Origin of the sequence: Streptomyces sp. TLI_185 (assembly GCF_003814765.1) — a bacterium.
Lineage (GTDB): Bacteria > Actinomycetota > Actinomycetes > Streptomycetales > Streptomycetaceae > Streptomyces.
The window spans coordinates 6,144,589-6,170,362 of sequence record NZ_RKRB01000001.1; the positions used below are offsets into that span (position 1 = coordinate 6,144,589).

The 25,774-nt window shown below is 70.4% G+C and carries 22 protein-coding genes and 1 pseudogene; 16 read left to right on the plus strand and 7 right to left on the minus strand.

The genetic code is table 11. The features are described 5' to 3' along the window. Positions 1-116: 116 nt before the first annotated feature. From EDD92_RS28490 to EDD92_RS28515, 6 genes are all read left to right on the plus strand, one after another. Positions 117-1,178, plus strand: a complete 1,062-nt coding sequence (locus EDD92_RS28490) for a LacI family DNA-binding transcriptional regulator (protein ID WP_030930386.1) — start codon at positions 117-119, stop codon at positions 1,176-1,178. Between the two features lie 111 nt (positions 1,179-1,289). After that, the gene (locus EDD92_RS28495) at positions 1,290-2,633 is read left to right on the plus strand and encodes an endo-1,4-beta-xylanase (RefSeq protein ID WP_123966979.1); all 1,344 of its coding nucleotides are present in this window, start codon (positions 1,290-1,292) and stop codon (positions 2,631-2,633) included. 161 nt (positions 2,634-2,794) lie between these two features. Then, the gene (locus EDD92_RS28500; RefSeq protein ID WP_123970587.1) at positions 2,795-3,763 is read left to right on the plus strand and encodes an LCP family protein; all 969 of its coding nucleotides are present in this window, start codon (positions 2,795-2,797) and stop codon (positions 3,761-3,763) included. 83 nt (positions 3,764-3,846) lie between these two features. Beyond that, complete coding sequence (locus EDD92_RS28505; protein WP_123966980.1) at positions 3,847-5,238, plus strand: FG-GAP-like repeat-containing protein; 1,392 nt, start codon at positions 3,847-3,849, stop codon at positions 5,236-5,238. A gap of 132 nt (positions 5,239-5,370) precedes the next feature. Then, complete coding sequence (locus EDD92_RS28510) at positions 5,371-5,727, plus strand: YciI family protein (RefSeq protein ID WP_123966981.1); 357 nt, start codon at positions 5,371-5,373, stop codon at positions 5,725-5,727. A 47-nt stretch (positions 5,728-5,774) separates the two neighbouring features. Continuing rightward, positions 5,775-7,034: an RNA polymerase sigma factor gene (locus EDD92_RS28515; RefSeq protein ID WP_123966982.1), complete on the plus strand. Its 1,260-nt coding sequence runs from the start codon at positions 5,775-5,777 to the stop codon at positions 7,032-7,034. Here the strand turns inward: EDD92_RS28515 and EDD92_RS28520 are convergent, their stop codons facing one another. Continuing rightward, positions 7,035-8,198 carry a class I SAM-dependent methyltransferase gene (locus EDD92_RS28520; RefSeq protein WP_123966983.1) on the minus strand — a complete coding sequence of 388 codons (1,164 nt, stop codon included), beginning with the start codon at positions 8,196-8,198 and terminating at the stop codon, positions 7,035-7,037. Positions 8,199-8,287: 89 nt separating this feature from the next. Between EDD92_RS28520 and EDD92_RS28525 the strand changes: the two genes are divergently transcribed. From EDD92_RS28525 to groL, 4 genes and pseudogenes are all read left to right on the plus strand, one after another. Next, the gene (locus EDD92_RS28525; RefSeq protein ID WP_123966984.1) at positions 8,288-9,220 is read left to right on the plus strand and encodes a polysaccharide deacetylase family protein; all 933 of its coding nucleotides are present in this window, start codon (positions 8,288-8,290) and stop codon (positions 9,218-9,220) included. Continuing rightward, a pseudogene (locus EDD92_RS28530) lies at positions 9,217-10,070 on the plus strand (polysaccharide deacetylase family protein). The gene EDD92_RS28525 and the pseudogene EDD92_RS28530 overlap by 4 nt, the downstream one beginning before the upstream one ends. A gap of 375 nt (positions 10,071-10,445) precedes the next feature. Next, positions 10,446-10,754 carry a co-chaperone GroES gene (gene groES, locus EDD92_RS28535; RefSeq protein ID WP_003998759.1) on the plus strand — a complete coding sequence of 103 codons (309 nt, stop codon included), beginning with the start codon at positions 10,446-10,448 and terminating at the stop codon, positions 10,752-10,754. Positions 10,755-10,883: 129 nt separating this feature from the next. Next, positions 10,884-12,509, plus strand: coding sequence for a chaperonin GroEL (gene groL / locus EDD92_RS28540; protein WP_030930361.1), 1,626 nt, complete (start codon positions 10,884-10,886; stop codon positions 12,507-12,509). Positions 12,510-12,572: 63 nt separating this feature from the next. Here the strand turns inward: groL and EDD92_RS28545 are convergent, their stop codons facing one another. The 3 genes from EDD92_RS28545 to EDD92_RS28555 form a co-directional block, all read right to left on the minus strand. Beyond that, the gene (locus EDD92_RS28545; protein ID WP_123966985.1) at positions 12,573-13,280 is read right to left on the minus strand and encodes an ester cyclase; all 708 of its coding nucleotides are present in this window, start codon (positions 13,278-13,280) and stop codon (positions 12,573-12,575) included. Between the two features lie 85 nt (positions 13,281-13,365). After that, complete coding sequence (locus EDD92_RS28550) at positions 13,366-14,139, minus strand: SDR family oxidoreductase (protein WP_123966986.1); 774 nt, start codon at positions 14,137-14,139, stop codon at positions 13,366-13,368. A gap of 96 nt (positions 14,140-14,235) precedes the next feature. Continuing rightward, positions 14,236-14,904: an MOSC domain-containing protein gene (locus tag EDD92_RS28555; RefSeq protein ID WP_123966987.1), complete on the minus strand. Its 669-nt coding sequence runs from the start codon at positions 14,902-14,904 to the stop codon at positions 14,236-14,238. A gap of 80 nt (positions 14,905-14,984) precedes the next feature. Between EDD92_RS28555 and EDD92_RS28560 the strand changes: the two genes are divergently transcribed. Continuing rightward, positions 14,985-15,884, plus strand: coding sequence for a LysR family transcriptional regulator (locus EDD92_RS28560; RefSeq protein ID WP_123966988.1), 900 nt, complete (start codon positions 14,985-14,987; stop codon positions 15,882-15,884). 54 nt (positions 15,885-15,938) lie between these two features. Here the strand turns inward: EDD92_RS28560 and EDD92_RS28565 are convergent, their stop codons facing one another. Beyond that, a complete protein-coding gene (locus EDD92_RS28565) occupies positions 15,939-16,265 on the minus strand; it encodes a WhiB family transcriptional regulator (protein ID WP_030930349.1) in 327 nt (108 codons plus the stop codon). A 381-nt stretch (positions 16,266-16,646) separates the two neighbouring features. Between EDD92_RS28565 and EDD92_RS28570 the strand changes: the two genes are divergently transcribed. The 4 genes from EDD92_RS28570 (at position 16,647) to EDD92_RS28585 (ending at position 21,201) form a co-directional block, all read left to right on the plus strand. Then, positions 16,647-17,258 carry a response regulator transcription factor gene (locus tag EDD92_RS28570; RefSeq protein ID WP_003948568.1) on the plus strand — a complete coding sequence of 204 codons (612 nt, stop codon included), beginning with the start codon at positions 16,647-16,649 and terminating at the stop codon, positions 17,256-17,258. Between the two features lie 455 nt (positions 17,259-17,713). Then, positions 17,714-18,301, plus strand: a complete 588-nt coding sequence (locus EDD92_RS28575; RefSeq protein ID WP_030930346.1) for a sigma-70 family RNA polymerase sigma factor — start codon at positions 17,714-17,716, stop codon at positions 18,299-18,301. Between the two features lie 154 nt (positions 18,302-18,455). After that, entirely contained in the window at positions 18,456-19,958 is a 1,503-nt protein-coding gene (gene guaB, locus EDD92_RS28580) for an IMP dehydrogenase (protein ID WP_123966989.1), read from the plus strand. A 118-nt stretch (positions 19,959-20,076) separates the two neighbouring features. Continuing rightward, positions 20,077-21,201, plus strand: coding sequence for a GuaB3 family IMP dehydrogenase-related protein (locus EDD92_RS28585; RefSeq protein WP_030930340.1), 1,125 nt, complete (start codon positions 20,077-20,079; stop codon positions 21,199-21,201). Between the two features lie 683 nt (positions 21,202-21,884). Here EDD92_RS28585 and EDD92_RS28590 read toward each other — a convergent pair. Continuing rightward, positions 21,885-22,418, minus strand: a complete 534-nt coding sequence (locus EDD92_RS28590) for a hypothetical protein (RefSeq protein ID WP_123966990.1) — start codon at positions 22,416-22,418, stop codon at positions 21,885-21,887. A 125-nt stretch (positions 22,419-22,543) separates the two neighbouring features. Next, positions 22,544-23,752: a nucleotide sugar dehydrogenase gene (locus EDD92_RS28595; protein ID WP_123966991.1), complete on the minus strand. Its 1,209-nt coding sequence runs from the start codon at positions 23,750-23,752 to the stop codon at positions 22,544-22,546. 271 nt (positions 23,753-24,023) lie between these two features. Between EDD92_RS28595 and EDD92_RS28600 the strand changes: the two genes are divergently transcribed. Continuing rightward, positions 24,024-25,730 carry a glycerol-3-phosphate dehydrogenase/oxidase gene (locus EDD92_RS28600; RefSeq protein ID WP_123966992.1) on the plus strand — a complete coding sequence of 569 codons (1,707 nt, stop codon included), beginning with the start codon at positions 24,024-24,026 and terminating at the stop codon, positions 25,728-25,730. Positions 25,731-25,774: the final 44 nt, after the last annotated feature.

Consider the following 25,774-nt stretch of genomic DNA (forward strand, 5'->3'; position numbering starts at 1 on the left):
CACGAACGCTGGCAAAGTCTGGCGACGAATGTTTCGTTATGTATGTCGAATGTTCCGGGAACCTAGGCGGGTCCGGAGGCTTCGTCAAGAGGTCGTGCAGGGATACGATCGCCGCCATGACACCCCCGGAGCCCGTTGAAACGCGGACGACAGCCCCGGCGGCAGGCCGGTCGGCACAGACCGCGACGCTCGCCGAGATCGCCCGCGAGGCCGGCGTGTCCGCGCCGACTGTTTCGAAGGTCCTCAACGGCCGCGCGGACGTGGCCCCGGCCACCCGCAGCCGCGTCGAGGAACTGCTGCGCGCCTACGGCTACCGGCGCCGACGAGCCGAGGCGAGCCGCTCGCCCCTGATCGACCTGGTCTTCCACGAGCTGGAGAGCGCCTGGGCGATGGAGGTCATCCGGGGCGTGGAGAACGTGGCCAGGGACGCAGGCCTGAGCGTGGTGCTGAGCGAGAGCGCGGGGCGGCTGACGCCCGGGCGGACCTGGGCGGACCAGGTCGCCGCCCGCCGCCCGCACGGCGTGATCCTGGTGCTGTCCGGGCTCGACGAGTCCCAGCGGGCGCTGCTGACCAGCCGCTCCATCCCGTTCGTGGTGATGGACCCGGCCGGCGACCCCGGCGTCGACGTCCCGTCGATCGGCGCGACCAACTGGCAGGGTGGTCTCGCCGCCACCCGGCACCTGATCGAACTCGGCCACACCCGCATCGGCGCCATAACGGGACCCTCCCGCATGATGTGCAGCCGCGCCCGCGTCGACGGCTACCGGGCCGCGCTGGAGACCGCGGGCCTCCCGGTCGACCCGGCGCTGATCGCGACCGGCGACTTCCACCACGAGGCCGGCTACCGGCAGGGCCTGGAGCTGCTGCGCCGCCCGGACCGGCCCACCGCCGTGTTCGCCCTCAACGACCTCCAGGCGCTCGGCCTGTACGAGGCCGCGCGCGAACTGGGTCTGCGCATCCCCGAGGACCTGAGCGTGGTCGGCTTCGACGATCTGCCCGTCGCACGCTGGGTGGGGCCGCCGCTGACCTCCGTACGGCAGCCGCTGACGGAGATGGCGGAGGCGGCGGCCAAGCTCGTCCTCGACCTGGGGCGGGAGGACCAGGCGCCGGTGGCGACCCGGGTGGAACTGGCGACCAGCCTGGTGGTGCGCAGCAGCACGGCACCGCCACCGGCGTGACCTACGTGTCCTGGGTGGCCGGAAGTTCACGTATTGACGGGTGGTACGGCCGCCTCCACACTCCTCCGAAGCCAATCGGTTGCACGACCGAAACTTTCGGAGGCATCCGCGATGAGATCTCTGAGAACGGGCTCATCCCTTGCGGCGCTCGTCACCGGCGCCGCGCTGCTGTTCACGGCGCCCGTGGCGCACGCCGCCGACACCCCGCTGCGCGACCTCGCCGCCGTCAAGGGCAAGGTCATCGGCACGGCGGTGACCGGCTCCAAGCTCACCGGGACGTACGGCGACATCGCAGGGGCACAGTTCAACTCGCTGACCCCCGGGAACGCCATGAAGTGGGGCTCGGTCGAGCCGACCCAGGGCAGCTTCAACTGGGCGGAGGCCGACCAGATCGTCGCCTTCGCGCAGGCCCACAACCAGCAGGTGCGCGGCCACACCCTGGTCTGGCACAACCAGAACCCCGGCTGGCTCACCAACGGCAGCTGGACCCCGGCCCAGCTCGGCAGCCTCCTCCAGAACCACATCTCCGTCGAGGCCGGCCGCTACAAGGGGAAGATCGCCGCCTGGGACGTGGTCAACGAACCCTTCAACGAGGACGGCACCTACCGCCCCACCCTCTGGTACAACGGCCTCGGCGCCGACTACATCGCGAATGCCCTGACCTGGGCGCACGCCGCCGACCCGGCCGCCAAGCTGTACATCAACGACTACAACGTCGAGGGCGTCAACGCGAAGTCGACCGCCCTGTACAACCTGGTGAAGGACCTCAGGAGCCGCGGCGTCCCGATCGACGGCGTCGGCCTGCAGGCACACCTGATCCTCGGTCAGGTGCCCTCGTCCCTGCAGCAGAACATCCAGCGCTTCGCCGACCTCGGCGTCGACGTGTCGATCACCGAGCTGGACGTGCGCATGGCGCTCCCGGCCGACAGCACGAAGCTCGCCCAGCAGGCCGCGGACTACAAGTCGGTGCTGAACGCCTGCGTGGCGGTCACCCGCTGCGCGGGCGTCACCGTCTGGGGCTTCACCGACTCCGACTCCTGGGTGCCGGGCACCTTCCCCGGCTACGGGGCGGCGACGCCGTACGACGAGAACTACGCGCCGAAACCGGCGTACCGCGCGATCGCGCAGGCCCTCGGCGGTACGACGACCACGCCGCCCACGGGTGCCTGCACGGCGACGTACAGCGTGACCAGCCAGTGGAACACCGGGTTCACCGGCCAGGTGACGATCGCCTGCTCGGGCGCCTCGCTGCCGTCCTGGAAGGCCAACTGGACGTTCGGCGCGGGCCAGCAGATCACCCAGGCCTGGAACGCCGCCTGCAGTCAGTCGGGTGCGGCGGTGGCGTGCACCAACGCCTCCTACAACGGCTCGGTGCCGGACGGCGGTTCGGTGAGCTTCGGGTTCAACGCGTCCTGGAGCGGCAGCAATCCGGTGCCGACGGTGACGCTGGGCTGAGCGTGAGAATTTCCGAAGAAAACCGTTTCACGCTGTCGTCACTAACAATCCCCTAATAATTCGGACTTACGTTCCTGTCCGTGACGGGACACGAGGGCAGCGGTGACGCGGGCAGACCCAGGGGCCGGCGGTCGACCGCGCTGAAGATCGCCGGCTTCACCATGGCGGGCCTGCTGGTGCTGGGCGCGGGGGCGGCGGGCTGGGCGTACTGGCATCTCGACAGCAACATCAAGAGCGTCGACATCAACCAGGCGCTCGGCGACGACCGTCCGGCGAAGGCGGTGATCACGCCCTCGGCGTCCGCATCCGCCTCCCCGCTGCCCACCGGCTCCCTGAACATCCTGGTGCTGGGCTCGGACTCGCGCAGCGGCAAGGAGAACAAGGCGCTCGGCGGGGGCAGCAGTTCCGGCGCCCGCTCCGACACGGCGATGGTCGTGCACATCGACGCGGGCCGGAAGAAGGCGACCGTCGTGAGCATCCCGCGCGACACGCTCGTCACGCGTCCGTCCTGCCCGCTGAAGTCCGGCGGTTCGACGGCGGTGGCGTACCGGGCGATGTTCAACAGCGCCTACTCGGTGGGCGGCGCGGTGTGCGCAGTGAAGACCGTCGAGTCGATCACGAACGTCCGCATGGACCACTACCTGGAGATCGACTTCTCGGGCTTCGCGAAGCTGGTGAACGCGCTGGGCGGTGTCACCGTGACGACCGACCAGGACATCGAGGACGACGACAGCCACCTCCACCTGAAGGCGGGCACCCACACCCTGAACGGCAAGCAGGCACTGGCCCTCGCCCGCACCCGGCACGGCATCGGCGACGGCAGCGACCTCGGCCGCATAGGCCTGCAGCAGAAGCTGGTGAAGGCCCTGCTGGAACAGATCTCCTCGACGAGCCTGTTCACCGACCCCGCCAGGCTGTACACGGTGGCCGAGGCGGTGACCAGCAGCCTGACCACCGACACCGGCCTGGACTCGCTGAGCGAGCTGGTCGGCCTCGGCGAGAGCCTGAAGGGCCTGTCGGCGGACCGGGTGAAGACCGTGATGATGCCGGTGGTGACCGCGCCCTCGGACCCCAACCGGGTGGTGGCGAAGGAACCGGCGGCGAGCGAGCTGTGGGAATCCCTGCGCTGAAAGTGAGCCGGGGGACTACAACCATCGGGTGCCCCAGGGGGTCTCTTGCGGTGACTGCATTGCCGTAACCAGGGGGATTCCAGATGTCCATCTCGCGTTCGTACAAAGCTTGGTCCGTGCCGATGATCGCCGGTGTGCTGGCGCTCGGCTGTATCCCCGCGCTGGCGGGCAGCGCCGCGGCCGCCGCCCCGAAGACCGTCCGGGACGACTTCAACGGCGACGGCTACAAGGACCTCGCCATCGGCGCCCCGACCGCCACAGTCGACGGCCAGAAGGGGGCGGGCCACGTCGTCGTCATGTACGGCGGCCCGCACGGCCTGACCAAGGACCGGCGCACGGTCATCAGCCGTGCCACCAGCGGCATTCCGGGCAGCCCCCAGGCGGGCGACTACTTCGGCATCCAGCTGTCCAAGGGCGACCTGGACGGCGACGGGCGCACCGACCTGATCGTCGGGGAGGCCTCCTCGGTACGCGACGCGGTTGTCGTCTGGGGCGGCAAGAGCGGCCTGTCCGGCGGGGTGTCCGTGCCCGCAGCGGCCACCCAGGCCGGCGACTTCGACGGTGACGGCAAGCAGGACCTCGTCCTGTTCCGCGGGGGCCGCTCCGGGCACGACGACCCCTGGGGCACCACGGCCACCGTCTGGACCGGCCCGATCTCCCGCACCGGCAAGCCGACCGCCACCAGGGCCTTCGGCGCGACCGACCTCCAGTACGACGACGTCCTGGACACCGCCGCCGGCGACGTCAACGACGACGGACGCGACGACCTCGCACTGACCGACTACATCGGCGAGGGCGCCTCCACCTCCCGGTTCTACCTGGCCGCCGCCTCCGGAGACGCCTTCACCTCCGCCAAGGCCCCCGAGGGCGACGGCGGTGTGGCCTTCGGCGACATCAACCACGACGGCTACGGCGACGTCGTCCGGGGTGCCGAGAACTACTCCACGGTCACCGTGGCCCTCGGCTCGGCCTCCGGTCTGAAGCCGCAGTCCACCTGGAAGACGTACAGCCAGAACACCGACGGCGTCCCCGGCGGCAAGGAGACGGTGGACCAGTTCGGCGCCGCGGTGGCGGTCGGTGACATCAACGGCGACGGCTACGACGACGTGGCCGTGGGCGCGCCCGGCGAGGAACTCGGTTACAACGACGGGGCCGGCATGGTCAACGTCCTGTACGGCAGCCGGAGCGGTCTGACCGGCAAGGGCGCCCAGGGCTTCACCCAGAACACCAAGGGCGTCCCCGGAGCCGTCGAGACGAGCGACAACTTCGGCGGCGCGGTCAGCCTCCTCGACATCAACGGCAACGGCTACGCGGACCTCGCGGCGGCGGCGCCCCACGAGAACGCCGGCGACGGCGCGGTCTGGTCCCTGCGGGGGCGTCCCACGGGCATCGTGACGGACGCGGCGTTCACCTTCGGCGGGCGGACGGTCGGGGCGCCGTACGCGAAGGCGGCGTTCGGCTGGGAGCTGTCCTAGCAGGTCCTGGCAGGTCAGCGCTCCGGAAAAAACTCCGAAGAAATCCGCGGAGTCTGTCGATCCCGGCCTCTCCCGATCGACGCACTGGTGAGAGGCCGGAAGGACCGGCCCCGTAGCGACCGAGGAGTCACCATGCCGCGCTACCTGTCGATCGTCCGCATCGACGAGACCACCGCACCCCCGGAGGGCCCCAGCCCCGAGCTGATGGAGCGTATGGGCGAGCTCATCGAGGAGATCACCAAGGCCGGCGTCATGCTCGACACGGCCGGGCTGACCCCGCAGACCCAGGGCAAGCGGGTGCGCTGGGAGGGCGGGGACCTCACCGTCACGGACGGGCCGTTCACGGAGTCCAAGGAGGTCATCGGCGGTTATGCCATCACCCAGTGCAAGGACATGGACGAGGCCGTGGAGTGGACCAAGCGGTTCGTGAAGGTCCACGAGGAGTACTGGACGGTCACCTGCGAGGTGCGGGAGATCGCGGAGGGCTGAGCACCCTTCCTTGGCCGTACGCCGGTGCGGGTGTCGAATGGGGGGCTGTGAGCCCACAGCCCCCCGCCGACCCCCGCCACGCCATCGAGACCGTCTTCCGTCTCGAGTCCCCGCGCATCATCGCCGCCGTCGCCCGCCTCGTCCGCGACGTCGGCATCGCCGAGGAACTCGCCCAGGACGCCCTGGTCGCCGCCCTGGAGCAGTGGCCGCGCGACGGCGTGCCCGACAACCCGGGCGCCTGGCTCATGGCCACCGCCCGCCGCCGCGCCGTGGACCTGATCCGGCGCCGGGAGAACTACGCCCGCAAGCTCCAGGAGATCGGCCGCACCCTCGAAACCACCGCACCGCCCGAGGAACCCGCCGACTCCGACGACATCGACGACGACCTGCTGCGCCTGGTCTTCACCGCCTGCCACCCGGTCCTGTCCGCCGAGGCCCGCATCGCCCTCACCCTCCGCCTCCTCGGCGGCCTGACGACGGCCGAGATCGCCCGCGCGTTCCTCACCCCGGAACCCACGGTCGCCCAGCGCATCGTCCGCGCCAAGAAGACCCTCGCCACCAGAAACGTCGCCTTCGAGGTGCCCTACGGCCCCGAACGCGAGGCCCGGCTCGGCTCCGTCCTGGACGTCATCTACCTGATCTTCAACGAGGGTTACGCCGCCACGGCCGGCGACGACTGGCTGCGCCCCGCCCTCTGCGAGGACGCGCTGCGCCTGGCCCGCGTGCTGTCCGGGCTGATGCCCAAGGAGCCCGAGGTGCACGCCCTCACCTCCCTCCTGGAGTTCCAGGCCTCCCGCGCGGCCGCCCGCACCGGCCCGGACGGCGAACCCGTCCTCCTCAAGGACCAGAACCGCCGCCGCTGGAACCGCATGCTCATCGCCCGCGGCATCACAGCCCTCCACCGCGCCGACGCCACCTCCACCGGCGCTCCGGGCCCGTACGCCCTCCAGGCCGCCATCGCCGCCTGCCACGCGCACGCGTACACCTACGAGGAGACCGACTGGACGAGCATCGCGACGCTGTACGGCCTGCTCGCCGCCCGCGCCCCGTCCCCGGTCGTCGAACTCAACCGCGCCGTCGCCGTCTCCATGGCGCAAGGACCGGCGCAGGGGCTGGCGATCGTCGACGCCCTCGCCGCCGAACCCACCTTGCGCGACTACCACTTGCTGCCCAGCGTGCGCGGCGACCTGCTGGCACGGCTGGGGCGTACGGACGAGGCGCGCGAGGAGTTCGTACGGGCGGCCGGGCTCGCGCGCAACGAGCGGGAGCGGGAGCTGCTGCTGCGCCGTGCGGCCGGTCCGTCCTGATCAGACGGGGTGCCCGAGGAGCATGGTCGGCGCTCCCGCCACCCGGGTCAGGAACACGGTGGCCGAGCCCGGCCCCTGCGGTTTCACCTTCTTCCGCAACTCCTCCGGCTCCACCGCCGACCCCCGCTTCTTCACGGTCAGCGTCCCGACCCCGCGCTCCCGCAGCAGCGCTTTCAACTTCTTCACGTTGAAGGGGAGTTGATCGGTGATCTCGTACGCGGCGGCATACGGGGTGACGTGCCGTTCGTCCGCGGTGATGTAGGCGATGGTGGGGTCGATCAGCCCGCCGTCCAGCTGCTCGGCCACCTCGGCGACCAGATGCGCACGGATCACGGCGCCGTCGGGCTCGTACAAGTACCGTCCGACGGGCCGGACCTGCGGGTCCGGCAGTCCCTTCCCGAGCAGCGTGCGCGGCCCCGGCAGCAGCGTCGCCCGGACCGCCCCCGGCTCCGTCCCGAACCACAGCACGGCCTCTTTCACATCCCCGCCGTCCGAGATCCACTCGGCCTCGGCGTCGGCGGGCACGGCCTCGTGCGGAATGCCGGGAGCGACCTTCAGCGCGGCGGCACGGGACGCCTTGCGGGCGGCCCCGACCGCCCACGACAGGGGTGGCGAGTAGGCCTGCGGGTCGAAGATGCGGCCGCGCCCGCCCCGCCGGGCCGGGTCGACGAACACGGCGTCGTAGCCGGACGTGTCCACCTCAGTGACGTCCGCCTCCCGCACCTCGATCAGCCCGGCGAGCCCGAGCGCATCGGCGTTCGCGCGCGCCACGGCCGCCGTCGCCGGATCCCGGTCCACGGCGAGCACCCGGATCCCTGCCCGGGCGAGCGCGATGGCATCGCCGCCGATCCCGCAGCACAGGTCGGCAAGTGAGGTGACACCCAGCGCCTTCAGTCGCTCGGCCCGGTACGTGGCGACGCTCGCCCGCGTCGACTGCTCCACCCCGTTCGGTGTGAAGAACATCCGCTCCGCGTCCTCGGCGCCGAACTTGGCCGCCGCCCGCTGCCGCAGCCGTGCCTGCCCGATCGCCGCCGACACCAGCTCGGCGGGGTGTTCGCGGCGCAGCCGGGTGGCGACGGCGAGCTCGTCGGCCGGGCCCGTGCCGCGCACCTCGTCGAGGAGGGCGCGGCCTTCGGGGGTGAGCAGGTCAGCGAGGTCGTTCACCGGCCCATTGTGGGCCAGTCGGTGGACGGTGCGCCTCCGGCCGCGTGGCGGGCGGGGATCCCGGCAGCGGGCTGCGATGATCCGGCACCATGCGAGCAGTAGTACAAAACGATAAAAATCGCGCTTATGGGGTGACATGGCTCCGCGGTGGAATCGCCGTGCTCGCCGTCGCGGCCATCGCCTCGGGCTGTGCACAGTTCGGCGGCCCGCCGGTGCGCCCGGCCCCCGGCCAGGAGCAGCCCCTGCAGGCGCCCCCGGCCCGCGCCCTGGACTCCTACGCCACGAAGCTGCGCAGCGCGTACATCGCCCGCGCCGCCGCGGCGCGCCGCTGGGACCTGGCGAAGGTCCCCCTGACGGCTCCGCCGCCGCCCGCGAAGAAGCCGAAGATCAGGGCCCGCAGGGGCTTCGAAGTGGACGACCAGGAGGAGCTGAACCTTCCGCCCGTCTTCACGACCGTCCCCACCAAGCAGAAGGTGGTCTTCCTGACCATCGACGACGGCGCCGAGAAGGACCCGGCGTTCCTGCGGATGATGAGCGATCTGAAGATCCCGTACTCCGCCTTCCTCAGCAACTTCCTGGTGAAGGACGACTACGCCTACTTCCGCCGAATGCAGTCCGAGGGCGTGACCCTCAACAACCACACCCTCACCCACCCCTACCTGCCGGGGCTGTCGTACCGGGAGCAGAAGCACGAGATCTGCGGCATGCAGGCGATCATGAGGAAGCAGTTCGGCAGGCGCCCGACCCTCTTCCGCCCGCCCTTCGGCAACTACAACCAGGACACCCTGCGCGCCGCCAAGTCCTGCGGCATCAAGTACGCGCCCATCTGGGACGAGGAGGTCTTCGTCGACCACTGGGAGTACCGCGAGGACGACCGGGACCTGCACCCCGGTGACATCGTGCTCACCCACTTCCGCGGCCGTGACGAGTGGAACGGCACGATGGTCGACGACATGCGCCGCTTCCTGAACAGGGTCACGGCCGAGGGATACGCGGTGGCCCGCCTGGAGGACTACCTGTGAGCCCGAAGGGCCTGGCGGCCGGCGTCCTGGCGTGCGCGCTCCTCACCGGCTGCGCCCAGTCCGTCGACCCCATCGAACGGCTGGGCGAGAAGGCGGCCCAGCGCGTGCGGCCGCACAGGCCCGCCGGAACACCCCGGCGGCCTCCCCCACTCTCGGCTTCGCTCGAGCGGGGGGACCCCCATCGCCGCTGGGGCCTCACGGCCCCGCCGCTGCCCGCCCCGAAGCCGCCTCGGGCAACGCGGGCCCGTACGGCGGGTTCGGCCCTCCCCCCCCGGTCGTCTCCCGCATCCGTACCCACGACAGGGTCGTCTTCCTGACCTACGACGACGGCGCCGAGAAGGACCCCCGCTTCGTGGACCTGGTCGGTGAACTGCGGCTGCCGGTCAGCATGTTCCTCACGGACAGCGTGGCCGGACCCGGGTACGGCCACTTCGCCCGCCTCCGGTCGGTCGGCGCGAGCATCCAGAACCACACCCTCGACCACCCCGCCCCGCGCGGCCTGCCCTACGCCGGCCAGCGCGCCGAGATCTGCGGCCAGCAGGACAAACTCCGGTCCCGCTTCGGCAGCCGCCCCCGCCTCTTCCGCCCGCCCTACGGCACCTACGACACCACCACCCGCCGGGCGGCAGCCGCCTGCGGCATCTCGGCCCTCGTCCTGTGGCGCGCGTCGATGACGGGAGGCGGCGAGCTGACGTATCTGCGCGGTGTCCACCGTCTGCGCCCGGGCGACATCGTGGCGCTCGACCCGGACGAGGGCTCGGGCCTGACCCTGCGGGAGCGCACGGTGCGGTTGCTGAGACGGGTGCAGGCGGACGGCCTGACGGTGGGCCGCCCGGAGGACTACGTCTGAACTTCTGAGGACTACGGCTGACTTCCAAGGGGGCTGACTTCTGGGGCCGGCGACTTTCAAAGCCCCGGCCGGGCAATCTCAGCCCGTCCGGCGTTTGAGGACGAGGCCGTTCAGGCCCGAGCGGGGGTCTGGGGGCGGCAGCCCCCGGGACGGCCACCGAACCCCCGGTTCACCCGAGCCCCCGGCCGACGCGCCGCACGCATTGGCACTCCGCTTGACCGAGTGCTAATCGCGGTCATAGTCTCGGGTCTGGCACTCGGCAGAGTCGAGTGCCAACTACGCGACGGGCAGGTCCGGCACCCGCGACGACGGATCCACCTGGTCGCCACCTCAGACAGTTAACCCCGTGAGATCTCCGAAGGGGGAGGTCGGATCGTGACGACCACCAGCTCCAAGGTTGCCATCAAGCCGCTCGAGGACCGCATCGTGGTCCAGCCGCTCGACGCCGAGCAGACCACCGCCTCTGGCCTGGTCATCCCGGACACCGCCAAGGAGAAGCCCCAGGAGGGCGTCGTCCTGGCCGTGGGCCCGGGCCGCTTCGAGAACGGCGAGCGCCTGCCGCTCGACGTCAAGACCGGCGACATCGTGCTGTACAGCAAGTACGGCGGCACCGAGGTGAAGTACAACGGCGAGGAGTACCTCGTCCTCTCGGCTCGCGACGTCCTCGCGATCATCGAGAAGTAGTTCACCCCGCTTCCTCGAGAAGCACATTGCTTGACGCTGCGCCCCTGGCCCCCGCGACCAACAAGAAGCCGGGCGCCCGGGGCGCAGTGCCGTTTTCACCCACAGACATCCGAGAGGGCTCCCGCTGTCATGGCGAAGATCCTGAAGTTCGACGAGGACGCCCGTCGCGCCCTCGAGCGCGGCGTCAACAAGCTGGCCGACACGGTCAAGGTGACGATCGGTCCCAAGGGCCGCAACGTCGTCATCGACAAGAAGTTCGGCGCGCCCACCATCACCAACGACGGCGTCACCATCGCCCGTGAGGTCGAGGTCGAGGACCCGTACGAGAACCTCGGCGCGCAGCTGGTGAAGGAGGTGGCGACCAAGACCAACGACATCGCGGGTGACGGCACCACCACCGCCACCGTGCTCGCCCAGGCGCTGGTGCGCGAGGGCCTGAAGAACGTCGCCGCCGGTGCCTCCCCGGCCGCCCTGAAGAAGGGCATCGACGCGGCGGTGGCCGCCATCTCCGAGGACCTCCTCGCGACGGCCCGCCCGATCGACGAGAAGTCCGACATCGCCGCCGTGGCCGCGCTCTCCGCGCAGGACCAGCAGGTCGGCGAGCTCATCGCCGAGGCGATGGACAAGGTCGGCAAGGACGGTGTCATCACCGTCGAGGAGTCCAACACCTTCGGTCTGGAGCTGGACTTCACCGAGGGCATGGCCTTCGACAAGGGCTACCTGTCCCCGTACTTCGTGACGGACCAGGAGCGTATGGAGGCCGTCCTCGACGACCCGTACATCCTGATCAACCAGGGCAAGATCGCCTCGATCGCCGACCTGCTGCCGCTGCTGGAGAAGGTCATCCAGACCAACTCCTCCAAGCCGCTGCTGATCATCGCCGAGGACGTCGAGGGCGAGGCCCTGTCCACCCTGGTCGTCAACAAGATCCGCGGCACCTTCAACGCCGTCGCGGTGAAGGCCCCCGGCTTCGGCGACCGCCGCAAGGCGATGCTGCAGGACCTGGCGATCCTCACCGGCGCCACCGTCATCTCCGAGGAGGTCGGCCTCAAGCTCGACCAGGTCGGCCTGGACGTGCTGGGCTCCGCCCGCCGCGTCACCGTCACCAAGGACGACACCACGGTCGTCGACGGCGCCGGCAACTCCGAGGACGTCACGGGCCGCGTCGCCCAGATCAAGGCCGAGATCGAGAACACGGACTCCGACTGGGACCGCGAGAAGCTCCAGGAGCGCCTCGCGAAGCTGGCCGGCGGCGTGTGCGTGATCAAGGTCGGCGCCGCCACCGAGGTGGAGCTGAAGGAGAAGAAGCACCGTTTGGAGGACGCCATCTCCGCGACCCGCGCCGCGGTCGAGGAGGGCATCGTCTCCGGTGGTGGCTCCGCGCTGGTCCACGCCGCCAAGGTGCTCGAGGGCTCCCTCGGCAAGACCGGCGACGAGGCCACCGGTGTCGCCGTCGTCCGCCGCGCGGTCGTCGAGCCGCTGCGCTGGATCGCCGAGAACGCCGGCCTGGAGGGCTACGTCATCACCTCCAAGGTCGCCGAGCTCGAGAAGGGCCAGGGCTTCAACGCCGCCACCGGCGAGTACGGCGACCTGGTCAAGGCCGGCGTCATCGACCCGGTCAAGGTCACCCGCTCCGCCCTGGAGAACGCCGCCTCCATCGCCTCCCTCCTGCTCACGACCGAGACCCTGGTCGTCGAGAAGAAGGAAGAGGAAGAGCCGGCCGCTGCGGGCCACGGCCACGGCCACGCCCACTGACATCGGTCAGTAGTCGGTACGAAGGCCCGGCACCCCAGGGGTGCCGGGCCTTTCGCCGTCCTGCTACTGCTCCATCCCCTCCAGCGCGCCCAGTTGCGCCATCAGCCCCAGCCGGTCGTACTCCCACCAGCCCTCGACGATCTTCCCTTCCTCATTGCACCGGAAGAGGGTCGTGCCGGTCATGACGACGTTCTTCCCGGTGGCCGGGAGCCCCATGAACTCACCGGTCTGGGTACCGCGCCAGGTCCACCGGGTGCTCACCCGGTCACCCTGCGAGATCTGGTCCTCGACGGCGAAGGTGAAGTCGAACCCGCTGCGCCACATGCCGATCTCACGCCGCAAGGCGTCCATGCCCATGGTGTCCTGCTCGTTGGCGGGATCGTGGTCGTGGTAGTTCTCGGCGATGAGGTCGTCGAGCGGCGGCAGCTCGCCCTTGGTGGCGATGGTCTCGAAGAACCGGCGCACGTTCGCCGCGTACAACTGCTCGTCGCGCACGACGTCCAGGTCGGTGAAGGTCGGCATCTCGTCACAGAGAGCCACCATCTCGCGGAAGATCTTGTCGGTCTCGGGCAGGTTGGAGTTCCGCATCGCCTCCTCGTACGACGGGAACTCCACGATCTCGATGAAGTGCGAGGCGTCCGAGTGGTCCTTGCCGACCACCGCGTGCGTCGCCGTCCGCTTCCCCTTGGTCTGTTCGACCCACGTGTCCATCAGCCGGTTGATGTCGTCGAACCGGCTGGTCCTGCAGTCGATGATCTGAACGAAGGTCATGGTCTTGCCTCCGGTCACCGGGGTCCGGTTGAACAGCACCATTCTCCCACCGGGACCGCGCGGCGCCCCCCTGAGCGCCGGGAGGCTACTGCGGCCCGTACTTCCGCCCGGTCCGCGAGGTGATCCCGCCGAGCAGCCCCCGGGGCGTCACCTTCACGATCCCCATGAGCGCCTTGTACCGGGCGTCCGGCACGGACAGGGACTTCCCCCGCGCCAGATCGGACAGCGCCGCCGACACCAGCTTGTCGGCATCGAGCCACATCCACCCGGGGATGTTGTCCGTGCCCATCCCGGCCCGCTGATGGAACTCGGTCCGCACGAACCCCGGGCACAGTGCCATCAGCCGCACCCCGCTGCCCGCAAGGTCCTTCGCAGCGCCCTGCGTGAACTGCACGACCCATGCCTTGGAGGCGCCGTACGTGCCGCGCGGTACGAAGGCGGCCACGGACGCGACGTTGACGACCCCGCCGCGGCCGCGCTCGCGCATCCCCTCGGTCGCCGCCGCCGTGAGGCGCAGCACCGCCTCGCAGTGCACCTTGAGCATCGTCAGCTCGTCGGCCATCGCCACGTCGAGGAAGCGGCCCTTGTTGCCGAATCCGGCGTTGTTGATCAGCAGGTCGACGGGGTTCCTGCGGTCGGCCAGGCGGGCGGCCACGGCTTCGATGCCGTCGTCCGTGGCGAGGTCCGCGGTGAGCACCTCCGCCTCGATGCCGTGCCGGTCGTGCAGTTCGGTCGCCTGTTCCTGCAACCGCTTGGTGTCGCGGGCGACGAGCACCAGGTTGTGCCCGTCGGCCGACAGCCGCCGCGCGAACGCGGCGCCGATGCCCGCGGTCGATCCCGTAATCAGAGCCGTTGTCATGGCCCAAGGGTAGTGACCCGGACTGTGGGAATCCGATCTCTGCACAGGGTCCGACGCCGGTGAAGCATCCGAGAAGAGCGCGTACCTGACGTGACGTCAGGAACCGTGCTTCTGCAGGTACAGACGTGCCGCCTCCCGGCCGTCCGGATGCAGTGCCTCACCCGCCGCAAGCAGTCGCGGCAGCAGTTTCCGCTCCGTCGTGACCGCCCGGAACTGCAGCTCCACCGTCACGTCGTGGTCCGGGCGGTGCACGATCTCGACCGGGGCGCCGGAGCGGATCTCGCCGGGCTCGATCACCCGCAGGTACGCGCCGGGAGCACCCTTCTGCGTGAACCGCTTCACCCACCCCTTCTCACCCAGGTGGCCCTGGAAGGTGAGGCAGGGGATCCGGCCGGAGGTGACCTCCAGGACGACCTCCGGTCCGATCCGCCAGCGCTCGCCGATCAGTGCGCCGGATATGTCGAGGCCCTCGGTGGTGAGGTTCTCGCCGAACGAGCCGTTGCGCAGCGGGCGCCCCAACTCGCGCTCCCAGGCGTCGAGATCCTCGCGCGCGACCGCGTACACCGCCTGGTCGTCACCCCCGTGGTGGCGCAGTTCGCACACCGCGTCCCCGGCCAGCCCGCTCGCGCCGACCCCCTTGGGGCCGGGCGCGGCCACCCGCACCGGCCCGTCCACAGGCTGCTTGTCGATGCCGGTCACCCCGTCCGGCTGGCCCGTGTACGGCACGGGCTTCGGACGGCCGAGGTTCACTGACAGAAGCTTCATGCCCGAACGGTAGGTGACGTCGGCTCAAAGTGTCGACGCAGTATCGGGCGCCCGGCCAAAGGATCACTTATCCTCGAACAGTGATCGAAGCCCGCCATCTGCGCGTTCTGCGCGCCGTCGCCTCCACCGGCTCCTTCTCGGCTGCGGGGCGCGAACTGGGCTGTACGCAGCCCGCCGTCAGCCAGCAGATGAAGGCCCTGGAGGCGTCGGTCGGCACGCCGCTGCTCGTCCGCGGCGGGCGCGAGATGCGGCTGACCCAGGCCGGTGAGGCGCTGGTGCGGCATGCCTCGGGGATCCTGGCCGGGCTCACGGCGGCGGAGGAGGAGGTCGCCGCCATCGCGGGGCTGCGCGCCGGACGCGTACGGCTCGTCTCGTTCCCGAGCGGCAGCTCGACGCTCGTACCCACCGCCCTCGCGGCCCTGCGCGCCGCGCACCTCGGCACCCGGGTCTCCCTGGAGGAGGCCGAACCGCCCGCCTCCGTCGAGCTGCTGCGCGAGGGGGACTGCGACGTGGCGCTGGCCTTCCGCTACGAACGCGCGGCGGGCGCGGAGGAGTGGGACGACCTCGTCGTACGACCGTTGCTGAGCGACCGGCTCGTCGGGCTCGTGCCCGAGCGGCACCGGCTCGCGCAGGCCGGGACCGTGGCCATCGGGGACCTCGCACGCGAGCCGTGGATCGCCGGATGCCCCCGCTGCCGCGGGCAGTTGGTCGAGGTGTGCGAGAGCGCGGGGTTCACGCCCCGCATCGACTTCGCCACCGACGACTATCCGGCCGTCGTCGGCCTGGTCGGCGCGGGCCTCGGTGTCGCCGTGCTGCCGCAGCTCGCCATCGAGTCGGTACGGCCGCGGCACGCGTGCGTGCTGACGCTGGAGCCGGCGGTGCGGCGGGAGATCGTGGCGCTGACGTTGCCCGATCTGGCCCAGGTGCCCGCGGTCGCGGCGACCCTGGAGCAACTCGGGCGGGCAGCCGCCCGCCAGTAAAAGTGATGGGCACGCGCACGCGTGCCCATCACCTGGAGACGAAGAAACGTTCCTTCAAGTGTTCGAGCCGCCGTCCACGCCGGTCGCCGCAGCCACCAGCCGGTTCCGTGCCCGTCCCATGAGCTCTTCGCGCTCGTCCTCGGTCAGGCCGCCCCACACGCCGTACGGCTCTCTCACCGCCAGCGCGTGCGCCGCGCACTGCGCGCGCACCGGGCACCTCATACAGACCTCCTTGGCCGAGTTCTCGCGAGCGCTCCGGGCCGCACCGCGCTCACCCTCCGGATGAAAGAAGAGCGAGCTGTCCACCCCGCGGCAGGCGGCCAGGAGCTGCCAGTCCCACAGGTCCGCGTTCGGTCCGGGAAGGCGGGAGAAATCTGCCATTGCGTGACCCCTTGTAGCCGTTCTGAGCGGATACGGTGCCCACGACCGTATATCTACGATCTAAGGAAATGAAAATATGACTCATTGCGAATCTAGCCTCAAACGCGAGTAGATGGGAAGAAAAAGGGCTAAATGGGGCATGGGTTGTGATGAAACGTTGAGGGTCCGCCCTGCATGTCTGCACCGTGTCCGTGCCCTCACGTAGAGTGCCGAAGATGGCACACGGCCCCGTAACTCTTTCGAGTGACCATCGTTGAGAGTGCGGAGGCGGTTGAAGCAACAAGTGCTCGGGCAGGCGTCCGAGACGGTCGACCGCACAGGTGACGATTTCGTACCAGCCTGGAGGCTCAAGGTGACGTGCATCAGCTGCGGAGGACGGCCATGACATCCGTCCTCGTCTGCGACGACTCCCCGCTTGCCCGAGAGGCGCTCCGCCGCGCGGTCGCGACCGTGCCCGGCGTCGAGCGCGTGACGACCGCGGCCAACGGCGAGGAAGTCCTCCGCCGCTGGGGCGCCGACCGTTCGGACCTGATTCTGATGGACGTACGCATGCCCGGACTGGGCGGCGTCGAGACCGTGCGCCGGCTGCTGTCCGCAGACCCGGGCGCGCGCATCATCATGCTCACGGTCGCCGAGGACCTGGACGGCGTGGCCCTCGCGGTCGCCGCCGGTGCCCGCGGCTATCTGCACAAGGACGCCTCGCGCGCGGAGTTGCGCGCGACCGTCACCCAGGCGCTCGCCGACCCGACCTGGCGGCTGGCCCCGCGCCGGCTGCGCTCCGCCGAGATGGGCGCAGCGCCCACGCTCACCGCGCGTGAGATCCAGGTCCTGGAGGGCATGAGCCACGGCCGCTCCAACGCGGAGATCGGCCGTGAGCTGTTCCTATCCGAGGACACCGTCAAGACGCACGCCCGGCGGCTCTTCAAGAAGCTCGGCGCCTCGGACCGGGCGCACGCCGTGGCGCTCGGCTTCCGCTGGGGCCTGGTTCGCTAGGCCAGTCGGGTGTGTTGCAGCGGGGGTTCAGGAACCCCCGCCCACCGCAAGGTGGGTGGGGCGGCACGACCCCGAAGTTCAGGCGCGCCCTCGTGCCGCCCGGCAGGCTCCCTCTTCGCCGCACCGGCCAAAGGCCCTGGCAGCTCCGCTGCGAGGGCCTTCGTCCCGCATGCCGAGAGCGCGCGGCAGGCGGCCATGCCGACCGCTGCCGCGGCCGGCGCGAGGACGCACCTGCACCCCCTCGGAGCCGCATGTCAAAAGGGCCCGCCGGGTGCCCGATGCTCGTTTCGGCGCGGATGCCGCATCCTTGAGGTGTGGAGTCTCTCGGGGACGAGTCGGTCGAGCGGAAGAGGAGGGCGCAAGGGATGAGTTCCGGCGCACCTGCTCATAACGCTTCGGTGCACAACATCGGACACGGTGCCACGGCCCGCGCGGCCGCAAGGCACCATGGACCGATGCGCGACGACGAGGCGGCGAGTGCCGCAGGGGCGATCGGTGCACTCGTCCACCGCGCCGTGGACGGGGACGAGCAGGCCACACACGACCTGCTGGCCCATGTCCACCCCCTGGCGCTGCGCTACTGCCGCACCCGTCTGTCCCGGCTGCCGGGTGATGCCCGGCACTTCGTGGAGGACCTCGCGCAGGAAGTCTGCGTCGCCGTCCTCCTCGCCCTGCCGCGCTACAAGGACACCGGCCGCCCCTTCGAGGCGTTCGTCTTCGCCATCGCCGCGCACAAGGTCGCGGACCTGCAGCGGGCGGCGATGCGGCACCCGGGGTCCACGGCGGTCCCGTCCGACGAGATGCCGGAGCGGCCGGACGACTCGCTCGGCCCGGAGGAGCGGGCGCTGCTCAGCAGCGATGCCGAATGGGCCAAGAAACTGCTGGCCAACCTGCCGGAGAACCAGCGCGAGCTGCTCCTGCTGCGGATCGCGGTGGGTCTCACGGCCGAGGAGACCGGACAGATGTTGGGAATGTCACCCGGAGCGGTGCGGGTCGCACAGCACCGGGCACTGAGCCGGCTCAGGGCGCTCGCGGAGCAGTGACCCCAATGCCGTAAGCGCCTTCCTTGAACAGGTCTCTCGACAATTCCGTACGAACATACGAAGCCCAGGGTCACGCGGAACCGTGGAATTCGAGAGCCGTGCTTCCCGTTAGCATGGACATCCGCACCGATCAAGGCCATTTGGGGAAGGTGTCATGACTGCAAACGTCGACGGAGTGCCCGGTAAATTCGCGACACTCGGGCTGACCTACGACGACGTGCTGCTGCTGCCGGGTGCATCCGAGGTGCTCCCCAACGCGGTCGACACCTCGTCCCGCATCTCCCGCAACGTCCGGGTCAACATCCCGCTGCTCTCCGCGGCGATGGACAAGGTGACCGAGTCTCGGATGGCGATCGCAATGGCCCGCCTCGGCGGCGTCGGCGTGCTGCACCGCAACCTGTCCGTGGAGGACCAGGTCAACCAGGTCGACCTGGTCAAGCGGTCCGAGTCCGGCATGGTCACCGACCCCATCACGGTGCACCCGGAGGCGACGCTCGCCGACGCGGACGCCCTGTGCGCCAAGTTCCGCATCAGCGGTGTCCCCGTCACCGACCCGGCCGGCAAGCTGCTCGGCATCGTCACCAACCGTGACATGGCCTTCGAGTCCGACCGCAGCCGTCAGGTGCGCGAGGTCATGACGCCGATGCCGCTGGTCACCGGCAAGGTCGGCATCTCCGGTGTGGACGCCATGGAGCTGCTGCGCCGCCACAAGATCGAGAAGCTTCCGCTGGTCGACGAGGCCGGTGTCCTCAAGGGCCTCATCACGGTCAAGGACTTCGTCAAGGCCGAGAAGTACCCGAACGCCGCCAAGGACGCCGAGGGCCGGCTGCTGGTCGGTGCCGCCGTCGGCGCCAGCCCGGAGGCCCTGGAGCGCGCCCAGGCGCTCGCCGCGGCCGGTGTGGACTTCCTGGTCGTCGACACCTCGCACGGCCACAACAGCAACGCCCTCAGCTGGATGTCGAAGATCAAGTCGAGCGTCTCGGTCGACGTGATCGGCGGCAACGTCGCCACCCGTGACGGCGCCCAGGCCCTCATCGACGCCGGTGTCGACGGCATCAAGGTGGGCGTCGGCCCCGGTTCCATCTGTACGACCCGCGTGGTCGCCGGCATCGGCGTCCCGCAGGTCACCGCGATCTACGAGGCCTCCCTCGCGGCCCGCCCGGCGGGCATCCCGCTGATCGGTGACGGCGGCCTGCAGTACTCCGGCGACATCGGCAAGGCCCTTGCGGCCGGAGCCGACACGGTGATGCTCGGCAGCCTGCTCGCGGGCTGCGAGGAGTCGCCCGGCGAGCTGCTCTTCATCAACGGCAAGCAGTTCAAGTCGTACCGCGGCATGGGCTCGCTCGGCGCCATGCAGTCCCGCGGCCAGGCGAAGTCGTACTCGAAGGACCGCTACTTCCAGGGCGAGGTCGCCTCCGACGACAAGCTCGTGCCCGAGGGTATCGAGGGCCAGGTGCCCTACCGCGGCCCGCTCGCCAACGTGCTGCACCAGCTCGTCGGCGGTCTGCGCCAGACCATGGGCTACGTGGGCGCCGCCACCATCGAGGAGATGGAGACCAAGGGCCGCTTCGTTCGGATCACCTCCGCGGGCCTCAAGGAGAGCCACCCGCACGACATCCAGATGACGGTCGAGGCGCCGAACTACAGCCGCAAGTAGTCACCCGAGCGGCCAGCAGGCTCCTTCAAGGGCGGTCCCGGAAGCACCGGGGCCGCCCTTGTCATACCCGTCGGCGATACTGGAAGACGCTGCAACGCATCAGGGAAAGGCCACAGACGTGACTGAGATCGAGATCGGGCGCGGCAAGCGCGGCCGCCGGGCGTACGCCTTCGACGACATCGCCGTCGTCCCCAGCCGCCGTACGCGGGACCCGAAGGAGGTCTCGATCGCCTGGCAGATCGACGCCTACCGCTTCGAGCTGCCGTTCCTGGCCGCCCCCATGGACTCCGTGGTCTCCCCGGCCACCGCGATCCGCATCGGCGAACTCGGCGGCCTCGGCGTGCTGAACCTCGAAGGCCTGTGGACGAGGTACGAGGACCCGCAGCCGCTGCTCGACGAGATCGTCGGCCTCGACGCGGACCGGGCCACGCGCCGGCTCCAGGAGATCTACGCCGCCCCCATCAAGGAGGAGCTGATCGGCGCGCGCCTGAAGGAGGTGCGCGACTCCGGCGTGGTCACCGCCGCCGCGCTCTCCCCGCAGCGCACGGCGCAGTTCTCCAAGGCGGTCGTGGACGCGGGCGTGGACATCTTCGTCATCCGCGGTACGACGGTCTCCGCGGAGCACGTCTCCGGCTCGCACGAGCCGCTGAACCTGAAGCAGTTCATCTACGAGCTCGACGTCCCGGTGATCGTCGGCGGCTGCGCCACGTACACGGCGGCCCTGCACCTGATGCGCACGGGCGCGGCGGGCGTGCTCGTCGGCTTCGGCGGCGGCGCGGCGCACACCACGCGCAATGTGCTGGGCATCCAGGTCCCGATGGCGACCGCGGTCGCGGACGTGGCGGCGGCCCGCCGTGACTACATGGACGAGTCGGGCGGCCGGTACGTGCACGTGATCGCCGACGGTGGCGTGGGCTGGTCCGGCGACCTCCCGAAGGCGATCGCCTGCGGCGCGGACGCCGTGATGATGGGCTCCCCGCTCGCCCGCGCGACGGACGCGCCCGGCAAGGGCCATCACTGGGGCATGGAGGCCGTCAACGAGGAGCTGCCGCGCGGCAAGAAGGTCGACCTGGGCACGGTCGGCACCATCGAGGAGGTGCTGACGGGTCCGTCGCACACCCCTGACGGCTCGATGAACCTCTTCGGTGCGCTGCGGCGGGCGATGGCCACGACCGGGTACAGCGAGCTCAAGGAGTTCCAGCGGGTCGAGGTCACGGTGGCGGATTCTCAGCACAAGCGGTAGGGCTTACGGCGTGAAGGGGGCCGGTCACCTGGTGGGGTGACCGGCCCCCTTCGTATGCCTGGGCTTGCGCGGGGCGTGTGGGGTGGTGCGGGGGCGTGCGGTTGCGTTCGGGGCGAATACGGGCTGGTCAGCCGGGTCGAGGGCGATAACGTCCGTGTCGGCGCCCCAGGTTGCTGGAGCGCCCCCTTCCAAGGATTTGGTTCCGGACCCCGCTCCTCGGGGCCCGGCCCGATTTCCAACGGACCGTCTACCGGGCAATGGGCGGCCTCGTGGAAGGGGGCGCCCATGGGACGTCACCGCAAGCCCACTCGCTGGGACCGAAGCCGTCTGTGGATGGTGAAGTGCCGGAGGAGGTGGATCTTGCGGATTTTCGGATGGTGAGCGGCCGCCCCCAGGCAACTTAGGGGCGGACACTCCGTGAACCATCCAGGAGCCTGCCGCAGTTCCCGCTGCGGTGGGCTCCACCTTGTTGGTGAAGCGGTGAGCGGCCGCCCCCAAGCAGCGTAGGGGCGGACACTCCGTGAACCATCCAGGAGCCTGCCGCGGTGCCACCTGCGACCGACCCCACCTGTCTCCGTAAGGTACCCGCGCCGCGCCCCCCATGCCACCAGCCCCCGAGCCCGTCGCACCCGCGCGCCCCCTTCACCACCGACGCGCCGCCCCTCCGCCGCGCACCGCCAGCGTCAGACCGCCGCCTTCTTGGCCCCCGTGAACGCCACATACGCGGCGATCGCGAAGAACACGAACGTCAGCGGGTCGGCGTCCGCCTTCCAGGCCTCCTGGACCACGCTGAGGTGCTGGAAGAAGACCTCGCTGAAACCGACCTTCACCTGGTCCGCGAGGAGCATGGCCTCGCCCACCAGCTGGCCGAGGTAGACGGCGCCCAGGGACAGAACCGCGCTCGCGACCGGCAGGACCGGGTTGCGGCCGCCGAGCCGGCCCGCGGCGAGTCCGATCAGGAAGCCGACGCCGACCGCCGCCCAGCCGATCTCGTGCTTGGTCAGGCCGATGATCGCGCCGTAGACACCGGCGACGACCACGGCGGCGACGAAGGCTGCCGCCAGACCGAGGCCGATGTTGTTCTTCACCGGAGCGGGAGCAGGCGCGTACGGAACGCCCGGCGCCGGAGGCTGCGGTTCCGCGTCCTGCTGCTGGGCGAACGGGTTGCCGTCGGCCGGCTGGGGCTGCTGCGGCGGCGTTGGAGCTGACTGGCTCATGACAGAGATCCCCCCACGGGATGGAACGAGCGGATGGTGAAGCGAAGAAAATGTGCGCACGCATGTGCGACGAGTGGAGGGAGAGTAACAGGTGGGGGTGTCAGGGCGGCCAGCCATATATGCGGTCAGAGGCGGTGGGCGGCCCCCGTCGGAACGGCTCCGCGCGTGTCCAGCAGCAACTGCGCCTTCACCGACAGGCCTTGGAGGTCGTACGTCCGGTGCTGCTGGAGAAGGATCGTCAGATCGGCCTCGGCCGCGGCCTCGTAGAGGGAGTCCGCGCGCGGGACCGGGCGGTCCAGGACGCTCCACGACGGGACGTGCGGGTCGTGGTAGCTGATCGAGGCGCCCAGTTCCATGAGGCGGACGGCGATCTCCGGGGCGGTGGTGCCCTGTTGGTCGGCGAGATCCGCCTTGTAGGTGACGCCGAGGAGCAGCACGCGTGCGCCGCGCGCCGACTTGCCGTGCTCGTTGAGGAGGGCCGCGGCGCGCTGGACGACGTAACGGGGCATCTGGCTGTTGACCTGCTGGGCCAGTTCGACCATGCGCAGGGTGCGGCCCGGGTGGCCGGTCAGGTCCTGGGGGACGGCGTGGCCGCCTACGCCGGGGCCGGGGCGGAAGGCCTCGAAGCCGAACGGCTTGGTCTCCGCGCAGCGGATGACGTCCCAGACGTCGACTCCGAGGTGGTTGCAGAGGACGGCCATCTCGTTGACGAGTGCGATGTTGACGTGCCGGAAGTTGGTCTCCAGCAGCTGCACGGTCTCCGCCTCGCGCAGTCCACGCGCGCGTACCACCTTGTCGGTGAGGCGGCCGTAGAACGCTGCGGCGGACTCGGTGCAGGCGGAGGTGAGGCCGCCGATCACCTTGGGGATGTTGGCCGGGGTGAAGGCGCGGTTGCCGGGGTCGACCCGGCTGGGGGAGTAGGCGAGGTGGAAGTCGCGGCCCGCCTGCAGCCCGGAGCCCTCCTCCAGGAGGGGGCACAGGAACTCCTCGGTGGTGCCCGGGGGGACGGGCGACTCCAGGATGACCGTGGTGTGCGGGCGCAGCCGCTCGGCCAGGGCGCGGGCCGCCGCCTCCACCTGGCCGAGGTCGAGTTTGCCGTCGGCGCCGCGCGGGGTCGGCGCGCAGATGACCGCGGTGCGGACGCGGCCGAGCTCGGCCGGGCTGGTGGCGTGCCGGAAGCCCCCCGAGAGCATCCGGCGCAGTTCGGCGGGGCTGAGAGAGCCCTGCTCGGGCCCGGTCCGGTAGCCGAGTGTGGGGATGCCGGCCGCGACGGCTGCCTGGGCCAGGGGCAGGCCGAACGGGCCGAGTCCGATGACGGCGAGATCTGCGGGCATGGCGTGGGCCGTCCTCCCAGTAACCGAAGCGGGGCAGGTGCGCAAGTCCTGTGGACAGGACAGGCGAAGCGCAATGTCACACTAGGAGTAAATATGACCGATTTGCGGGATTGGTTGTCCGTGTTTTCCGCAGGTCTCGGGAATGTTGTCCACAGGCTGGGGGCGACTGGTGGCTGAAGCCGGGCAAGCCGGTCAGAATTTGGGCATGGGGGATAGGAACCGGGCTTCGCCCGACGGGTGCGGCCGACGCTACCGATAGCGGGAGGCAGCGGTGAGGACAGCGACACTGGGGCCGGCGCAGCGAGCCGAGTCACTGGCGGGAATGGCCGAGCGCGAGCTGGACGTACTGGTCGTGGGCGGCGGCGTGGTCGGGGCGGGCACCGCCCTGGATGCCGTGACGCGCGGTCTGTCCACGGGGCTGGTCGAGGCGCGTGACTGGGCGTCGGGCACATCCAGCAGGTCCAGCAAGCTGATCCACGGCGGACTGCGCTATCTGGAGATGCTCGACTTCGCCCTCGTGCGGGAGGCACTGAAGGAGCGCGGCCTGCTGCTGGAGCGGCTCGCCCCGCACCTGGTGAAGCCGGTGCCGTTCCTCTACCCGCTGCAGCACAAGGGCTGGGAGCGCCTGTACGCCGGTTCGGGCGTCGCGCTCTACGACGCGATGTCGATGGCCCGCGGACATGGCCGCGGCCTGCCCACGCACCGTCACCTGACCCGTCGCCACGCCCTGCGCGTGGCACCCGCCTTGAAGAAGGACGCGCTGGTCGGGGCCCTGCAGTACTACGACGCCCAGATGGACGACGCCCGTTATGTGGCCACCCTGGTGCGCACGGCGGCGGCCTACGGCGCGAAGGCCGCCAACCGCGCGCGCGTGACGGGCTTTCTGCGGGAGGGCGAACGGGTCGTCGGCGCGCGCGTGCAGGACGTCGAGGCGGGCGGCGAGTACGAGATCCGCGCCAAACAGATCGTCAACGCGACCGGGGTGTGGACCGACGACACCCAGGCCATGGTGGGCGAGCGCGGCCAGTTCCACGTCCGGGCCTCCAAGGGCATCCACCTGGTCGTACCGAAGGACCGCATCAGCTCCTCGTCCGGACTGATCCTGCGCACCGAGAAGTCCGTGCTGTTCGTCATCCCCTGGGGCCGGCACTGGATCGTCGGCACGACGGACACCGACTGGGACCTCGACAAGGCACATCCGGCCGCGTCCAGCGCCGACATCGACTACCTGCTGGAGCATGTGAACTCGGTCCTCGCGGTGCCGCTGACACGGGACGACGTGCAGGGCGTGTACGCGGGGCTGCGCCCGTTGCTGGCCGGCGAGTCGGAGGCCACGAGCAAGCTGTCGCGCGAGCACACCGTGGCACATCCCGCGCCCGGGCTTGTCGTGGTGGCGGGCGGCAAGTACACGACGTACCGCGTGATGGCCAAGGACGCGGTGGACGAGGCGGTGCACGGCCTCGACCTGCGCGTCGCCGAGTGCGTGACGGAGGACGTTCCGCTGCTGGGGGCCGAGGGCTACCGGGCACTGTGGAACGCGCGGGCGCGGATCGCGGCGCGGACGGGTCTTCATGTGGTGCGTGTGGAGCATCTGTTGAATCGGTACGGGTCGATGGCGGAGGAGCTCCTCGACCTTGTCGTCGGCGACGCCTCGCTCGGGGAGCCGCTGCACGCCGCCGACGACTATCTGCGCGCCGAGATCGTGTACGCCGCCTCGCACGAGGGCGCCCGACACCTGGACGACGTACTGACGCGGCGCACCCGCATCTCCATCGAGACCTTCGACCGGGGGACGCGCAGCGCACGGGAGGCTGCCGAACTCATGGCGCCGGTGCTCGGCTGGGACAAGGACCAGATCGAGCGCGAGATCGAGCACTACGAGAAGCGGGTGGAGGCCGAGCGGGAGTCGCAGCGGCAGCCGGACGACCTGACGGCGGATGCGGCGCGGTTGGGGGCGCCGGACATCGTGCCGCTGTAGTCGGGCCGGTGCGGCGCATTTCAAGGACCGATCCGATCACCCGA